Source organism: Polaromonas sp. (assembly GCF_018780625.1).
Taxonomy (GTDB): Bacteria; Pseudomonadota; Gammaproteobacteria; order Burkholderiales; family Burkholderiaceae_C; genus Polaromonas.
The window spans coordinates 19787-35625 of sequence record NZ_JADMJK010000096.1; the positions used below are offsets into that span (position 1 = coordinate 19787).

Genomic DNA, 15839 nt, shown 5'->3' on the forward strand with positions numbered 1-15839 from the left:
CGAGCCGGTGTCATCAACCCTTCACGCGAAAGTTGATCATCATGCCGCCATCTTCGTGTTCCAGGTTGTGGCAATGGAAGACATAGGTCTGGTCACCGGGGAAGTCGTGGGCGAAGTCGATCGCCACCCGCACCGTTTCGCCGGGCCAGACCAGCACGGTGTCCTTCCAGCCGAGGTCGCTCACGGTGCGGCCCTTGCCGAAACGCGCCGTGGCCGCGACCTGGGGCGGGCTGCCGATGCGTTCGAGCACCTGGAACGAAAAGCCGTGGATGTGCATCGGGTGCGGCATGCCCATCGTCGGGTTGCTGATGTTCCAGATTTCCACCGCGCCGCGTTTGACGTCGAACGCGATCTCGTCCATGTGGAAGGTGCGTCCGTTGATCAGGAAGCGCATCTGTCCCATCGACAGCTCGATCTTGCGCTGCGCGGCGCCTTCGGTTCGGATCGGCTTGACCTGGGACAGCGTGGCCGGCAGTTTGGCGGCGACGCGATCGCCGGCCGTCACCGACAGCTTCAACACGTTGAACTCCGCGCCCAGCGGCAGCCGTGACGAGCTCATGCTGGCCATCATCCGCCCCATGCCCATACCACCCATACCACCCATACCACCAGTTCCGCCAGCAGGCCCTTCGTTTTCCATGGCATCGAACGTCAGGCTCCTGAGGAAGATGTCCTCACCGGGCTGCGCCTGGCCCGCGTCGAACAGCACATCGAGGCGCTCGCCCGGCGCGAGAAAGGCCTCGGTCACAGTTTCGGGCCGCTCGATCAGGCCGCCGTCGGTGCCGATGACGGTGAAATCCAGCGGCGTGCTGCCCTTGACGAAGGCAAGCCGGTAGATGCGTGCATTCGATCCATTGAGAAGCCGCAGGCGATAGGTGCGCGGGGTGACGGCCTGGACCGCATTGGGCGTCAGGTTGGCGAGCACGATGTCGCCGAGCCAGCCCATCATGGCTTCATGGGCATCAGGCTTGTACAACAGCTTGCCCTGCGCGTCGAACTGCTTGTCCTGGATGACCAGGGGCAGGTCGGTGACGCCGAGTTGCAAGTCAAGCGACTTGCTCAGCCGGCGCTGGTCGTCGTCGTCCACCAGGAAGAAACTCGCCAGGCCGTGGTAGGCCTGCTCGGCGGTCAGCTCGTGGGCATGCGTGTGGTACCAGTAGGTGCCGCCGCGGTTGCTCACTTTGAAGTCGTACGCGTAGCGCCCGCCGGGGCCGATGGTACTGGCCGGGTGGCCGTCCATGGCGGCGGGCGTGTGCAGGCCGTGCCAGTGGATGATGGTCGGCTCGGCCAGCGCGTTGTCCAGGCTGGCCGTGAAGCGCGCGCCGCTCTCGATGCGCAATATCGGGTTCTGGTAGGCCTTGCCCGCCTGCTCGGTCTGGTACAGCAGGAACGGCGATTCGCGGCCGGGCAGAAGCGGGAAGCTCGCCGCAACGGTGCGGATTTTCAGCGGCCCGGCGACATCGAGCACCCCGAACGGCCCGCTGCCCACAGGGATGAACAGCTTTTGCTGGAAGTTCGCGGCGGCGACCGGATCGAAGGGATAGTGGCGAAACGGCCCGCCAGCCAGCGCGTTGGAACGAGGCGATCCGTAATACATCCAACCGGCCCCACCGGTGGCGGCCACGGCCGCTACCCCGCCAAACTGAAGCAATTGTCTTCTTTGTAACATAGGGTTCTCCTTAGCGCGCCGTCGCCGCCGGCATCCGGTCCATCATCATTTTCATCATGGCCTGCATCATGTCCATGCGCTTTTCCATCATCTGCTGGCGTGCGCCCATGTCGCCGGTCATGCCTTTCATACCGCCCATGCCGGCGCCGGACATGCCGTCCATCATGGCCATGCCGTCCTGCATGGTTTTCATGTGTTCGGCCATCAGTTTGCTGCGCTCTTCCGGGGTCTTGGCGTTCATCATTTTTTCGTGCATGCCCTGCATGGTCTTCATCTGCGCATCCATCCGGGCCATCTGGTCGGGCATGGCCATGCTGTTGGCAAACGATGTGCCCATGGGCATCGTCGGGGCGGTGTTGCAGGCGACCAGGGCGCTGGCGGCGGTGAGGGCAATGGCAAGGGGAATAAATCGAAAATGGGTCATGACAGACTCCTGGTGAGGTGGAAAAAAAATGGAATGCGGTGTGCGTTAGCACAACTGAATTGGGATGTGCACGCGAATCGCAGAGCAAGAGGCTCCGGACCAGGCGACGAAGGACGGCTAGAGTGCCAGGCGCGAGAAGCGAACCCGGACGGGCAGCGCAGGGGTGGCGGGCTGCGGGTCATCAATGTTGCGGGGCGCCAGGACGACGGATGCCGCAGAGATGGTCCAGAGCACCGCAAGCAGGGGTGCCGGACCAGGATCGGATTGAGCGAGCGTCAATTCCTGCTTGGGAAAAGAGCGTGAGCCATCGTCACAAACCTTCAGGCAGGGGGCTTTAAACTGCGAAACGTCAATGCCGTCGGCAACGGCTCCCGCATGACCTGGCAGTATGGGAGACGCATGCGCAGCCTCGGAATATCCGGCGGCGACAACATGGGAATGCGTTTCGCGCACCTCCAGCAGACACGCGTTTGCAACCCCTGAAGCCAAGGCAAACAGCCACACCAGCAACACCATGAATACGGTGTGGCGCGTGGTGCGGGCAGTTGAAAAGAGGTTCATATTGGGACAGGTCACTATTGGCCCATGTTATATGCAGGCGCCGCGATGAAGTATTGATCTGTATCAAAAAATCAGCACTGACGGATGCTGGCTGCCACCACATGCTATGGTTCTTTGCATGCCCAAAACCATACGCTACACCCTGCTGTCGCTGCGCGATCTCACCGTTTCTGCCGGCCCCTTCCTGCTGCTGGCCGCGATGCTGCTGGTACTGGCCTACAGCTGGCTGGACCCCAACCCGCCCAAGCGCGTCACGCTGGCCACCGGCCCGGCGCAAAGCGCCTATGAGGCGTTTGGCAAGCGTTACGCCGAGGCGCTGAAAAAGGAAGGCATTGAGGTCGTGCTTCTGCCCTCCGAAGGGTCGGCCGCCAACCTGCAGCTGCTGCGCGCGGGCAAGGCCGACCTGGGCTTTGTGCAAGGCGGCAGCAGCGCGCCGGGCAGCCCGCAGGACGAGGAACTTGAATCGCTGGGCAGCCTGTTTCTGGAGCCCGTCTGGCTGTTTTACCGGGAAGAGGCGGCGCGCCGCGTGAACCCCACAGCCACGCTGACCGCGCTGCCCGAACTCAAGGGGCTGCGCGTCAACGTCGGCACGCCGGGCAGCGGCCTGCCCAGCCTGATGGACAAATTGCTGGAAAGCAACCGGATTGACAAAAGCACGCTGGTGCTGTCCGAGCTGGAGCAAACACCGGCCACCGTGGCCTTTCTGGGCGGCGAACTGGACGCCATCGTGTTTGCCTCGGCCCCCGAGTCGCTGATGGTGCAGATGCTGCTGCAAACCCCGGGGGTCAAGCTCATGGATTTTGCGCAGAGCGAGGCGTATTCGCGGCGCTTTGCGTTTCTGAGCCCGGCCGTGCTGCCGCGCGGCGTGGTCGATCTGGCGGCCAACATTCCGCCGCAAGACGTGCGCCTGGTGGCACCGACCACCACCCTGCTCACGCGCACCGGCACGCACCCGGCGCTGCTCCAGCTGTTTGCCCTGGCGGGCAATGACATTCACGGCAGCGCGGGCTGGTTCAAGCAGGCCCGCGAATACCCCAAGCTGGCCAACAACGAAGTGCCGATTTCAGCCGAAGCCGAGCGCAGCATCAAAAACGACAAGCCTTTCTTGCAGCGCTACCTGCCGTTTTGGGTGGCCAATCTGGTGGAACGCATGTGGCTGGTGATGGGCCTGATCATTGCCATCATGCTGCCGCTGTCGCGCATCGTGCCGCCGCTCTATGAGTTTCGGGTGCGCTCGCGCATTTTCAGGTGGTACGGCCAGCTGCGCGACATTGAAAACCGCATTGACAGCGCAGACAGCCCGGATGCGCTGCATGAAGAACTGGAAAGCCTGGAACACCGCGCCGAAAAAATCAGCGTGCCGCTGTCCTATGCCGACGAACTGTATGCGCTGCGCAACAATATTCAGCTGGTGCAAAAAAAGCTGCAAAGGCGGCAGATCCAGGCGCCGCGCAGCAAGCCATAAGCCCGGAGTGCCAGCCCAGGGCGCACCTCTTGATCCAACGCAACTTATGCGGCCTTGCGCGCGAACGAAGGTCGGCCCCTGGTTTATTTGCAGCCGTTGTGCGTTATTCTGAAAATTTTGGAAATTGGCCTTGCATGACTTCAGCGACGAAAGCACCGGGTAGTAAGGCGGCGCCTTCGGCGCCAGCGTGGCATGCCTTGCAAAGCGAAAACGTGCTGGCACGGCTCGCCTGCGACCCCGCGTCGGGCTTGAGCGCCGCAGAAGTCGCGCTGCGGCAGGCCCGGGACGGCGCCAACACCCTGCCCGAGCCGCCGCGCCGCTCCGTGTTTTCCATCGTCGCGCGTCAGTTCAAGAGTCCGCTGATCTACATCCTGTTTGTGGCGGCGCTGCTGGCAGTGGCGCTGTCACATCACGGCGATGCGGTGGTGATTCTGCTCGTGGTGCTGGTCAATGCGCTGATAGGCGCATTCCAGGAAGGCCGCGCCGAGCGCTCGATGGCCTCGCTCAGGCAACTCTCGGCGTTGCGGGTGCGCGTGCTGCGGGACGGGCAGGAAACAGTGGTCGAGGCACGCAGCCTGGTGATGGGCGATCTGCTGCTGCTGGCCGCAGGCGACGCGATTGGCGCCGATGCGCGTCTGATTGAAGAGGCACAGCTGCAGGTGGCTGAAGCGGCGCTGACCGGCGAGTCGGTGCCGGTCAGCAAAAACGTACTGGCTTTGCCAAAGGCGACCGGCCTGGCCGACCGCCACAACATGGTGTTTTCAGGCACCTACGCCACCGCCGGGCGCGCACGCGCGGTGGTGGTGGCGATTGGCACCGCCACCGAAGTCGGCCGCATTGCCAGCATGACCGAAACCGCGACCGAGCCCAAGACGCCGCTGGAGCAGCGCATCGAGCAGTTTGGCCGCTGGCTGGTGGTGGCCGCGCTGGTGCTGTTTGGTGCAGTGGTGGCGCTGGGTCTGTACCGCGAACTGCCGCTGGCCGATGTGCTGATGGTCGCCATCAGCCAGATGGTGTCGATGGTGCCCGAAGGATTGCCCGTGGCCATGACGATTGCGCTGGCCGTGGGCATGCAGCGCATGGCGGCGCGCGGCGCCATCATTCGCCGCCTGTCCGCCGTCGAAACGCTGGGCTCAACCACGGTGATTTGCACCGACAAGACCGGCACCCTGACGCGCAATGAAATGACGGTCAGCACCCTGTGGCTGCCGGGTGGGGTGGAAATCGACGTGAGCGGGATTGGCTACGCGCCAGAGGGAAAATTCAGCGTGGAAGATGCGGCACTGGCGCCGCTGCTGCAGGCAGCAGCGCTGTGCAACGATGCGCAACTGCTGCCGCCCGAACAAGGGCGCACCGAATGGACGGTGGTGGGCGACCCGACCGAAGGCGCGCTGAAGGTGCTGGCGGCCAAGAGCGGCATGGAACTGGACCAGTTGGCGCAAGGTGCACCGCGCGAAGCCGAGTTGCCCTTCGATTCAGACATCAAGATGATGGCCACGCGCCACCGCCTGGCCGATGCGCCGCGCCGGGTGTACATCAAGGGTGCGCCCGAAGCGGTGCTGGGCCTGTGCGCGGCCGACGGCACGGCGTTGACCCATGCCGCGCGCATGGCCGCTGAAGCCATGGCGGCGCGCGCGCTGCGGGTGCTGGCGTTTGCCGTGGTGCAAGACGACCCGCTCGATGCCGACGCGGGCTTTGCCGCGCTGGCCGGCCGCGCCCACCTGCTGGGCATGGTCGGTCAGATCGACCCGCCGCGCGAGGAGGTCAAGGCCGCCGTCGCCGAATGCCGCGCGGCCGGCATCCGGCCCGTGATGGTGACGGGTGACCACAAACTCACAGGGCTGGCCATTGCGCGTGCGCTCGGCATTGCGCGGGAGGGCGACCGGGCCGTGGATGGCGATGAACTCGAGCGCATGAACGAGACCGACCTTCGCAGCGCGCTGGATCAGATCGCCGTGTTTGCGCGCGTTCACCCGGCGCAAAAGCTGCGCATCGTGGAAGCGCTGCAGGCCCATGGAGAGGTCGTGGCCATGACCGGCGACGGCGTCAACGATGCGCCTGCGCTGGCACGCGCCGACGTCGGCGTGGCAATGGGGATCACCGGCACCGAGGTCGCCAAGAGCGCTGCCAAGATCGTCATCACCGACGACAACTTTTCCACCATTGTGGAAGCGGTCGAGCAGGGGCGCGTGGTCTATGGCAATCTGAAAAAGGTGATTTTGTACCTGTTCACCACCTCGGTCGATGAGGTCGTGCTACTTCTGCTGGCCTTGCTGGGCGGCTACCCGCTGCCGCTGGTGGCGGTGCAAATCCTGTGGATCAACATTGTGACCGAGGGAACGCTGACCGTGAACCTGGTGATGGACCCACCCGACGGGGACGAGATGGAGCATGAACCTATTGCGCGCAACGACCCCTTGCTGGACCGCACCATGCTCGGTCGGGTGCTGCTGATGGCCACCACTGCGGTGCTGGTGACCTTCAGCTGGTTTGTCTGGCGAATCGGGCAAGACGTGCCGATCGAGATGGTGCGCACCGAGACCTTCACACTGCTGGCCATGTGCCAGTGGTTCAACGTGCTGAACTGCCAGTCGGCCAGCCGCTCGGCGCTGAAACTGGGCCTGCTGAAGAACCCCTGGCTGCTCGGCGGCTTGTCGCTCAGTGTGCTGCTGCAGCTGCTGGTGCTTTATTGGCCGCTGATGAACACGCTTTTCCACACCGTGCCGCTGGCCCCCGCCTCGTTGCTGCCGCTGGTCGCCCTGGCCAGTTGCGTGCTCTGGGCCGAGGAGTTGCGCAAGCTCATCGTGCGCTCACACCCGCGGCGCACGCCATGACGCTCGCGCTGCTGGGAATGCAATTTATGCTGTGCGCCGCGTTGATTGCGGGCGCGGGCTATGTCCTTTGCCAGAGTGCCGATGCCATCGCAAGAGCGACCGGGCTCACGGGCGGCTGGATGGGTCTGGCCCTGCTGGCGACTGTGACCTCGCTGCCCGAACTGGCGTCGGGCATCAGCGCGGTGACGGTAATGGATGCGCCCAACCTGGCGGTCGGCAATGCGCTGGGGGCCTGCGTGTTCAACCTGGTGTTTCTGGTGGTGATTGACGCGCTGCAGCGTCGGGAGCCGATCTATTGCCGCGCCAGCACCGCGCATTTGCTGTCGGCGGCCTTTGGTGTGGTGATGCTCGGCTTTGTGGCGATGAGCCTGCTGCTGCCCGAACGCGCGCCGGGCCTGCTCCATCTAGGGCTGTACAGCCCGGCGCTGCTGGCGCTGTATTTGCTCGCACTGCGCAGCGTGTTTGCCCATGAGCAAGCGTTACGCCCCCCGCGTGATGCGCAGGCCGACCCTGATCCCGCACCGGCAATGACCCGCGAATGGCGCCGCTTTGGCCTGGCGGCAGTGGTCGTGGTGACGGCGGGCAGTTGGCTGCCGTCCCTTGCCGACCAACTGGCGCTGGTGATGGGCTGGAGCCGGAGCTTTGTCGGCACGCTTTTCATGGCGCTGGTGACCACGCTGCCCGAAATCGCGGTCACGCTATCGGCCCTGCGACTGCGCGCGCTAGACATGGCGATAGGCAACCTGCTCGGCAGCAATTTGTTCAATGTGGCGATTCTCGCCATCGACGACATTTTTTACGTGCGCGGGCCACTGCTTGCGGACGCATCGCCGGTGCATGCAGGAACGGCGGTCGCGGCGGTGGTGATGACCGGGCTGGTCATGGTCGGGCTGGTGATGCGGCCACAGGGCCGCGAACTGCGGGTGCTGAGTTGGGTCAGCGTGGGGCTGCTGGCGACCTACCTGTTGAATGCCGCGCTGGTGTTTCTGCATGGCGGTGCATGACGCAGATATTGAACCCCTTTGACGATGCCGCCGACCACACCGCACAGCGCCTGGTCAGGAAAATACACCTGCCTGTTGAAAAGGACCGACCATGACCCCTCTTCACTCCCTTTTGGCCGTCACCGATTTTTCGGCACCGGCACGCCACGCGGCAGACCGCGCAGCGCACCTGGCCCATGAGACCGGCGCGCAGCTCACGCTGCTGCACGCGGTCCCGGGCTCCAAGCTGGACGAATTGCGGCAGTGGCTGGGAGCTGGCCACGGCGCCGAGCAGCAACTGCTCAAGGACGCCGCAGAGCGACTGCAGACGCTGGCCAACGAGCTTGCCACGGCGCGGCGCGTGGCGATACAAGCGCAGCTGGCCACTGGCCGCGTGCTGGACGAAATTGCGCGCGAGGCCGATGCCCTGCACGCCGACCTGGTGGTGCTCGGTGCGCGCGGTGCCGGCTTTTTGCGCCGGCTGATGCTGGGCACCACGTCCGAGCGGCTGCTGCTGCGCTCAACGCAGCCACTGCTGGTGGTCAAACAGACGCCGCGTGGGCCCTACCGCCGCGTACTGGTGGCGGTGGACTTTTCACCGTGGTCGGCGCACGCGATTGAGACCGCCCGGCGCGTCGCGCCGCACGCAAGGCTGCTGCTGCTTAGCGCGTTTGAGGTGCCGTTTGAAGGAAAACTGCAACTCGCTGGCGTGGACACCCAGACGATTGAACACTACCGCCGCCAAGCCCAGGCCAGCGCCAGGCAGCAGCTCGATACGCTGGCCCACCAGGCCGGCCTCAAACCCGGCCACTGGGATGCCTGCGTCATCGAAGGCGACGCCTGGCAGCGCATCGTGGAACAAGAGCAGGAACAGGACTGCGACCTGGTGGTGCTGGGCAAACACGGCCAGTCCGCCGCCGAAGAACTCCTGCTGGGAAGCGTGACCAAATCTGTGCTGGCCGAGGGCAGCAGCGACGTACTGGTTTCAGTGGCGCGCGCAGCATGAACTTGCAGTGGGGCGCGCTGCCCCGCACCCTGGCGAGCCTGGCGCTGGCCGCGCTGGTCTACGCGGCCGCGCCGCCGCCAGATGCGCTGCGCGCCGGCCTGGCGCTGTTTGTGCTGATTGGCAGCCTCTGGATGACGCAGGCGCTACCCCTGAGCATCAGCGCACTCATGGTGCCGCTGCTGGCCGTGTTGACGGGCCTGATGGGCGTGCGCGAGGCGCTGGCGCCCTTTGCGCATCCCATCATTTTCTTGTTCCTGGGCGGCTTTGCGCTGGCCGCCGCGCTGCAGCGCCACGGTCTGGACCGCGCATTGGCACTGGCGGTGCTGCGCCTGGCCGGCGGACACCGGGTTCGCGCCGTGTTGCTGCTGTTTGGACTGACCGCGCTGCTATCCATGTGGATCAGCAACACCGCCTGCGCCGCCATGATGCTGCCGCTGGCGCGCGGGCTGCTGCAGGACGGCGAAGCAGCCGACAGCCCCATGGGCACGCGCGAAAAATCCTTCGTGCTGCTTGGCCTGGCCTACAGCGCCAACATCGGCGGCATGGGCACGTTGGTCGGCAGCCCACCCAACGCCATTGCCGCCGCCCAGGCCGGCATTGGCTTTGCGCAGTGGCTGGCGTTTGGTGTGCCGCTGGTGGCGCTGCTGTTGCCGCTGATGATTGGCGTGCTGTACCTGACGCTGCGGCCAAGGCTGCGCGGGCGCATCACCGTGACGCGCGAGGCGCTGGTGTGGACCCGCGAACGGCGCACCACGATGGCCGTGTTTGCGCTGACCGCGGCCGCCTGGGTGGCCAGCGCACCGATCGGGAAAATGCTCGACATCGATGCGGACATCGACAGCCTGATTGCACTGGCCGCCCTCATTGCGCTGGTCGCAAGCGGCACACTGCGCTGGCCCGAGGTGGAGCAAGGCACCCAATGGGGCGTGCTGCTGCTTTTTGGCGGCGGGCTGGCACTGAGCGAGGTCATGCGCGCCAGCGGTGCCAGCCAGTTTCTTGCCGGGCAGTTGCTGGCACTGCTGCAGGGCGCACCCGTGCTGCTGGTACTGCTGGGCATGGTGACATTCGTCGTCTTTTTAACGGAACTGGTCAGCAACACCGCCAGCGCCGCCTTGCTGATACCGATCTTCCTCGGGGTTGCCAGCGCGCTCGGATTGCCGCCGCAACTGCTGGCCGCCGCCATTGCAGCAGCGGCGTCATGCGCCTTCATGCTGCCGGTGGCAACTCCGCCCAACGCGATTGTTTTTGCCACTGAACAAGTTTCACAGGGCACCATGATGCGCTGCGGCCTGGCCCTGAACCTGGTGTCGATTGCGGTAATCAGCGCGCTGGCAACAGCGGTTCAGTGGTGAAGCACGCGGCCCTGCAGACAAGGGGCAGGGCCGGGCCTGACAGCCACCAGGACAAAAATCAGCCTGGCAAACCCAGGCACTGCCAACCCGCATGGCCCAGCTTTTCCAGCGTCTTGATGTTCTCTTCAAAAATTGCTTCCGCCTGCGGAAAAGCCTCGACCGCACGGTCAATGCTTTCCTCGCGCAGCAAGTGCAGGATGGCAAACGGCGCGCGGTTGGTGTAGTTGCCGATGTCGTCCGGCTCGGTGCCGTCAAACTGGAACTTCGGGTGAAAGCTGGCCAGTTGCACCACGCCTTCCAGCCCATGCTCGTCCACCACGCCTTCGGCAATTTCCAGAAAATCGTTGAAATCAAGGAAATCTTCAAATAGCGTGGGATGAATCAGCAGCGTGGTGTCGAGCTCTTGCGCTGGCGTGGCCACCAGCAGGTCGAGTTCACGGTCCAGTTCATCCAGCAAATCATCGGCATGCCGGGCGTGGCTGACCACCAGGCGCACCTGATCCTTCACATAAACAGCTTTGGCGAACGGGCACAGGTTCAGCCCGATCACGGCTTTTTCAAGCCAGTGACGGGTTTGAGTCAGGACTTCGTCGTCGGTCATCAGCATCTCCAGCAAGCTACACGCCATCAGCGGTCGTGAGAATTCTCGGCCCAGCAGGGGCCGCGGAACCGGCTTCGCCGGGCCGCAGGCGCAGCGCCCCCTCGGGGGGCAGCGCATTACACGAAGTGAAAAGCGTGGGGGCTTAATGCAATGCCTTGAAACGCATGCGCTTGGGCTTGGCACCCTCTTCGCCCAGACGGCGCTTCTTGTCGGCTTCGTATTCCTGGTAGTTGCCGTCAAAGAAAGTCCACTGGCTGTCGCCCTCGGCGGCCAGGATGTGGGTGGCAATGCGGTCGAGGAACCAGCGGTCGTGGCTGATGACCATCACCGAGCCGGCAAATTCGAGCAGCGCGTCTTCCAGCGCGCGCAGGGTTTCCACGTCCAGGTCGTTGGACGGCTCATCGAGCATCAGCACGTTGCCGCCGGCAATCAGCGTTTTGGCCAGGTGCAAGCGCCCTCGCTCGCCGCCCGACAGCGTGCCGACGCGTTTTTGCTGGTCGCCGCCGTTGAAGTTGAAGCGCCCGCAATAAGCGCGGCTGGGCATCTGGAACTTGCCGACATTCAAAATGTCCAGGCCGCCCGAAACGTCTTCCCAGACGGTTTTTTCATTCGCCAGATCATCGCGGTGCTGGTCCACGAAGGCCATGCGCACGGTCGAGCCAATCACCACTTCGCCGGCGTCCGGCTTTTCCTTGCCGGCGATCAGCTTGAACAGCGTCGATTTACCGGCGCCGTTCGGGCCGATGATGCCGACGATGGCGCCCGCCGGAACGGTGAAGCTCAGGTTGTCAATCAGCACCCGGTCGCCAAACGATTTGGTGACGTTGTGAAACTCGATGACCTGATGGCCCAGACGCTCGGCCACCGGAATGAAGATTTCATTGGTTTCGACGCGCTTCTGGTATTCAAAGTCGGACAGTTCCTCAAACCGGGCCAGGCGCGACTTGCTCTTGGCCTGGCGGGCCTTGGGGTTCTGGCGCGACCATTCCAGTTCTTTTTTCAGGGCCTTGGCGCGGGCTTCCTCGCCCTTTTGCTCCAGCGCCAGACGATCCCCTTTTTGGGTCAGCCAGGAACTGTAGTTACCCTTCCAGGGAATGCCGTGACCACGGTCCAGTTCCAGAATCCATTCGGCGGCGTTGTCCAGGAAGTAGCGGTCATGGGTGATGGCCACCACGGTACCAGGGTAACGCTGCAAAAACTGCTCCAGCCAGTCCACCGATTCGGCATCCAGGTGGTTGGTGGGTTCGTCGAGCAGCAGCATGTCGGGCTTGGATAGCAGCATGCTGCACAGCGCCACGCGGCGCTTTTCACCGCCGGACAAAAGACCGATCTTGGCGTCCCAGGGCGGCAGGCGCAGCGCATCGGCAGCGATTTCAAGCTGGTGCTCGGAGTCAGTGCCGGCCGTGGCAATGATGGCTTCCAGGCGTGCCTGCTCGGCGGCCAGCGCATCGAAGTCGGCATCTTCCTCGGCATAAGCGGCATACACGTCTTCGAGCTGGGCCTTGGCGGCAAACACCGCGCCCATGCCGGCTTCCACGCTCTCGCGTACCGTGTGCTCGGGATTGAGCTTGGGTTCCTGCGGCAGGTAGCCGATGTTCAGGCCAGGCATCGGCGTGGCTTCGCCTTCGATTTCCTTGTCAATGCCGGCCATGATCTTGAGCAGGGTGGATTTGCCGGAACCGTTGACGCCCAGCACGCCGATCTTGGCGCCGGGGAAAAAGCTCAGGGAAACGTCCTTGAGAATCTGTCGCTTGGGCGGCACAATTTTGCCGACCTTGTTCATGGTGAATACGTACTGAGCCATCAGGATCACTTTGCTAAAAATAGGAAACAACGCAAAAGAAACGGGCTGCAGGCCGCCTGTACACAGGGTTCTAGGGGGCTCTTTGCAGGGGTCTTTTGCAGACGAAAACAACATCCATTACCTTGGGGGCCGACGCCTCAAATCAAGGCACGTGCATGGCGTGAATACGTCGATTATCGTTCCGTGCAACAATACCGGGGTTGGTGGCTCCAGTTGCCCTCAACATTTGGGCACATCCCTGTACTACTTTGCAGTAATTACCGACGGTGTTTTTGGCCCGAGTCCCTGACCCCATCTGCCTATGACTGGCGGGTTGCCTTCAAACAAGGCGCCCAACAGGCCGATCTAAAGCGCCCCCTGGGTGCAACACCATGACATTTGAAGAATTGAATCTGGCTCCGGCCATTCTTAAAGCCGTGCTTGAGCAAGGCTATGACACGCCCACGCCCATCCAGGCACAGGCTATTCCCGCTGTGCTCGCAGGCAGCGACTTGCTGGGCGGCGCCCAGACCGGCACCGGCAAGACGGCCGCTTTCACGCTGCCGCTGCTGCAGCGCCTGAGCACCGAGCCTCGCCTGACCAACCGGCGCGGCGTCAATGCCGTGCGCGCCCTCATCATGACGCCGACCCGCGAGCTCGCCGCCCAGGTGGAAGAAAGCGTACGCACTTACGGCAAATACCTGGACCTCACCTCGATGGTGATGTTTGGTGGTGTCGGCATGGGCGCGCAAATTGAAAAACTGCGCCGCGGCGTGGACATTCTGGTGGCCACCCCCGGCCGCCTGCTCGACCATGCAGGCCAGGGCACGCTGGACCTGAGCCAGGTGCAGATCCTGATCCTGGACGAAGCCGACCGCATGCTGGACATGGGCTTCATCCACGACATCAAGAAAGTGCTGGCCCTGGTGCCCAAGCAAAAGCAGACGCTGCTGTTCAGCGCCACGTTCAGCGATGAAATCCGCGAACTGACCAACGGCCTGCTGCGCAACCCGGTGTCGATTCAGGTGACGCCGCGCAACACCACGGTGCAGCGCATCACGCAAACCGTTCACCCGGTCGGCCGCAGCAAAAAGAAAGCGCTGCTCACGCACATCATCAACGAGCACAACTGGAGCCAGGTGCTGGTGTTCACGCGCACCAAGTTCGGCGCCAACAATGTGGCCGAACACCTGACCAAAAATGGTATTTTGGCCATGGCGCTGCACGGCAACAAGAGCCAGACCGCACGCACGCAAGCCCTGCAGGGCTTCAAGAATGGCGACATCCGCGCGCTGGTCGCCACCGACATCGCCGCACGCGGCATTGACATCGACGAGCTGCCGCACGTGGTGAACTACGAAATCCCGAACGTCAGCGAAGACTATGTGCACCGCATCGGCCGCACCGGCCGCGCCGGCAACAGCGGCGAGGCCGTGAGCCTGGTGTGCCTGGACGAAGAAGGCTTCATGCAGGACATCGAGCGCTTTACCAAGCAGAACATCGAAAAAATCATTGTTCCCGGCTTTGAAGCCGAGCCCGGCGAAAAAGCCGAGCCGCTGGCCATGGGCCGCCAGACCATCTGGGGCGGCCTGGGCAAGCCGCCAAGCCGCGACGTGATGCAGGCAGCCGCCAAGGCCGCACGCAGCGAAATGATGACACGCATCCGTGACACCAAAGGCGCACAGCCTGCGCGTGGCGGCAATGGTGGTGGTGGCGGCGAACGCAGCGCCAATGCAGGCGGCCGTGGCCGCAGCCCGGCCGGCGGCAATGGTGGTGGTGGCGAAGGTCGTAGCGACAGCCGCGGCAGCCCTTACGGCGGCGGCAATGCCGGCCGCCGCAGCCCGGCCCAGCCACGCCAGAACACCGGTTACGGCCAAGGTGGCGGCCAGCCTTCGGGCCAGCCCAGAAACGCCTATGCGCAAGCGCCCCGCGCGCACAGCAGCGAGCCGCGCAACGACTTTGACAACCAGCAGCCGGCCAGCCACGCATCGTCCGGCTTCCCTTCGTCCGGCCAGCCCACAGGCAACCGCAACAACTTCCGGGGCAGCCGCCCCAGCGGTGGCGGCGGCGCAGGCGGCCCTGGTGGCCGAAGCAGCAACAACGGACCGCGGCGCTCAGGCGGCACAGGCTCGTTCACGGGCCGATAAGCCCCGCCCCCTCGCCCGGTGACCAAGCACCGGGCGGCATCAAACAGGCAAGAGGCCATCGGCTCTTCTTGCCTTTTTTTTGAAAAATTCATGGCAAAAGCCCAATCAGAATGGGCTTTATCCGCTATTTATTAAATAGCAAAAATGGGCAAGCGGGGGTTTTCAGCGCAGGCGCTGCTACTATCCCGCCATGAACGCCAACGCATCCAAAATTTCCTTCGGGCTAGCCGGCCGTGTCTGCATCGTCACGGGTGGCGCGCAAGGCATTGGCGAGGCCTGCATTCGCCGCTTCGCGCGGGAAGGCGCGCACATCGTGGTGGCCGACATTGACGACCTGCGCGGCACCGCGCTGGCCCGCGAACTGGGCGGCCTGTACCTGCATTGCGACGTGGGCGACAAGGCCCAGGTCGATGCCCTGGTGGCCAGCGTCCTGGCAGCGCATGGCCGCATCGACGTACTGGTCAACAACGCCGGAATTTTCAAAGCGGCTGATTTCCTTGACGCCACCGAGGAAGATTTCGACGCGGTCCTGCGCATCAACCTCAAGGGCGCATTCCTGGTGGGCCAGGCCGTGGCGCGCAGCATGGCCAAAGCCGGCAAGGGCAGCATCATCAACATGAGCTCGGTCAACGGTACGCTGGCCATTCCCACGATTGCCAGCTACAACGTCAGCAAGGGCGGCATCAACCAGCTCACGCGCGTGATGGCGCTGTCGCTGGCCGACAAGGGCGTGCGCGTGAACGCGGTGGCGCCCGGCACCATCGCCACCGAACTGGCGGCCCGGGCCGTGCTGACCAGCGACGAAGCCAAAGCCCGCATCCTGAGCCGTACCCCGATGAAGCGGCTGGGCGAGCCCTCGGAAATCGCCGACACGGTGGCCTACCTGGCCAGCGACGCGGCCAGCTACATCACCGGCGAGATCGTGGTGGTCGATGGTGGACGCATGACCCTGAACTACACGGTGGCGGTGTAGCAAAACCCGGTTTCGGGGCGCTTAAAGCAAATCCAGACTGC

Annotated in this window: 12 protein-coding genes; 7 read left to right on the top strand and 5 right to left on the bottom strand. The window is 64.0% G+C overall.

Annotated elements, in window-relative coordinates; all coding sequences use genetic code 11:
- Positions 1-13: 13 nt before the first annotated feature.
- The 3 genes from IV091_RS08740 to IV091_RS08750 form a co-directional block, all read right to left on the bottom strand.
- A complete protein-coding gene (locus IV091_RS08740) occupies positions 14-1669 on the bottom strand; it encodes a multicopper oxidase domain-containing protein (RefSeq protein WP_293467667.1) in 1656 nt (551 codons plus the stop codon).
- Between the two features lie 10 nt (positions 1670-1679).
- The gene (locus tag IV091_RS08745) at positions 1680-2093 is read right to left on the bottom strand and encodes a hypothetical protein (protein ID WP_293467669.1); all 414 of its coding nucleotides are present in this window, start codon (positions 2091-2093) and stop codon (positions 1680-1682) included.
- Between the two features lie 117 nt (positions 2094-2210).
- Complete coding sequence (locus tag IV091_RS08750; RefSeq protein ID WP_293467671.1) at positions 2211-2654, bottom strand: hypothetical protein; 444 nt, start codon at positions 2652-2654, stop codon at positions 2211-2213.
- A 118-nt stretch (positions 2655-2772) separates the two neighbouring features.
- On the opposite strand from IV091_RS08750, the gene IV091_RS08755 reads away from it, so the two are divergent.
- The 5 genes from IV091_RS08755 (at position 2773) to IV091_RS08775 (ending at position 10294) form a co-directional block, all read left to right on the top strand.
- Entirely contained in the window at positions 2773-4119 is a 1347-nt protein-coding gene (locus IV091_RS08755) for a TAXI family TRAP transporter solute-binding subunit (protein ID WP_293467673.1), read from the top strand.
- Between the two features lie 197 nt (positions 4120-4316).
- Positions 4317-6953 carry an HAD-IC family P-type ATPase gene (locus IV091_RS08760; RefSeq protein WP_366806987.1) on the top strand — a complete coding sequence of 879 codons (2637 nt, stop codon included), beginning with the start codon at positions 4317-4319 and terminating at the stop codon, positions 6951-6953.
- A complete protein-coding gene (locus IV091_RS08765) occupies positions 6950-7957 on the top strand; it encodes a sodium:calcium antiporter (protein WP_293467677.1) in 1008 nt (335 codons plus the stop codon). Before IV091_RS08760 ends, IV091_RS08765 begins: the two co-directional genes overlap by 4 nt.
- A gap of 91 nt (positions 7958-8048) precedes the next feature.
- A complete protein-coding gene (locus IV091_RS08770) occupies positions 8049-8942 on the top strand; it encodes a universal stress protein (protein WP_293467679.1) in 894 nt (297 codons plus the stop codon).
- A complete protein-coding gene (locus IV091_RS08775; protein WP_293467681.1) occupies positions 8939-10294 on the top strand; it encodes a DASS family sodium-coupled anion symporter in 1356 nt (451 codons plus the stop codon). Before IV091_RS08770 ends, IV091_RS08775 begins: the two co-directional genes overlap by 4 nt.
- A 58-nt stretch (positions 10295-10352) precedes the next feature.
- On the opposite strand, the gene IV091_RS08780 is transcribed toward IV091_RS08775, so the two are convergent.
- Positions 10353-10895 (bottom strand): DUF1415 domain-containing protein, encoded by a 543-nt coding sequence (locus tag IV091_RS08780; protein WP_293467683.1) that lies wholly within the window; start codon positions 10893-10895, stop codon positions 10353-10355.
- Between the two features lie 142 nt (positions 10896-11037).
- Complete coding sequence (ettA, locus tag IV091_RS08785) at positions 11038-12699, bottom strand: energy-dependent translational throttle protein EttA (protein WP_293467686.1); 1662 nt, start codon at positions 12697-12699, stop codon at positions 11038-11040.
- A 371-nt stretch (positions 12700-13070) separates the two neighbouring features.
- Between ettA and IV091_RS08790 the strand changes: the two genes are divergently transcribed.
- Both IV091_RS08790 and IV091_RS08795 read left to right on the top strand, forming a co-directional pair.
- Positions 13071-14825 carry a DEAD/DEAH box helicase gene (locus IV091_RS08790; protein ID WP_293467689.1) on the top strand — a complete coding sequence of 585 codons (1755 nt, stop codon included), beginning with the start codon at positions 13071-13073 and terminating at the stop codon, positions 14823-14825.
- Positions 14826-15015: 190 nt separating this feature from the next.
- Positions 15016-15798 carry an SDR family NAD(P)-dependent oxidoreductase gene (locus IV091_RS08795; RefSeq protein ID WP_293467692.1) on the top strand — a complete coding sequence of 261 codons (783 nt, stop codon included), beginning with the start codon at positions 15016-15018 and terminating at the stop codon, positions 15796-15798.
- Positions 15799-15839 lie beyond the last annotated feature (41 nt).

Bases quoted from the DNA above. Each gene is read 5' to 3' on its own strand.
- IV091_RS08740 (WP_293467667.1), bottom strand. From the start codon at position 1,669: ATGTTACAAAGAAGACAATTGCTTCAGTTTGGCGGGGTAGCGGCCGTG.
- IV091_RS08745 (WP_293467669.1), bottom strand. From the start codon at position 2,093: ATGACCCATTTTCGATTTATTCCCCTTGCCATTGCCCTCACCGCCGCC.
- IV091_RS08750 (WP_293467671.1), bottom strand. From the start codon at position 2,654: ATGAACCTCTTTTCAACTGCCCGCACCACGCGCCACACCGTATTCATG.
- IV091_RS08755 (WP_293467673.1), top strand. From the start codon at position 2,773: ATGCCCAAAACCATACGCTACACCCTGCTGTCGCTGCGCGATCTCACC.
- IV091_RS08765 (WP_293467677.1), top strand. From the start codon at position 6,950: ATGACGCTCGCGCTGCTGGGAATGCAATTTATGCTGTGCGCCGCGTTG.
- IV091_RS08770 (WP_293467679.1), top strand. From the start codon at position 8,049: ATGACCCCTCTTCACTCCCTTTTGGCCGTCACCGATTTTTCGGCACCG.
- IV091_RS08775 (WP_293467681.1), top strand. From the start codon at position 8,939: ATGAACTTGCAGTGGGGCGCGCTGCCCCGCACCCTGGCGAGCCTGGCG.
- IV091_RS08780 (WP_293467683.1), bottom strand. From the start codon at position 10,895: ATGACCGACGACGAAGTCCTGACTCAAACCCGTCACTGGCTTGAAAAA.
- ettA (WP_293467686.1), bottom strand. From the start codon at position 12,699: ATGGCTCAGTACGTATTCACCATGAACAAGGTCGGCAAAATTGTGCCG.
- IV091_RS08790 (WP_293467689.1), top strand. From the start codon at position 13,071: ATGACATTTGAAGAATTGAATCTGGCTCCGGCCATTCTTAAAGCCGTG.
- IV091_RS08795 (WP_293467692.1), top strand. From the start codon at position 15,016: ATGAACGCCAACGCATCCAAAATTTCCTTCGGGCTAGCCGGCCGTGTC.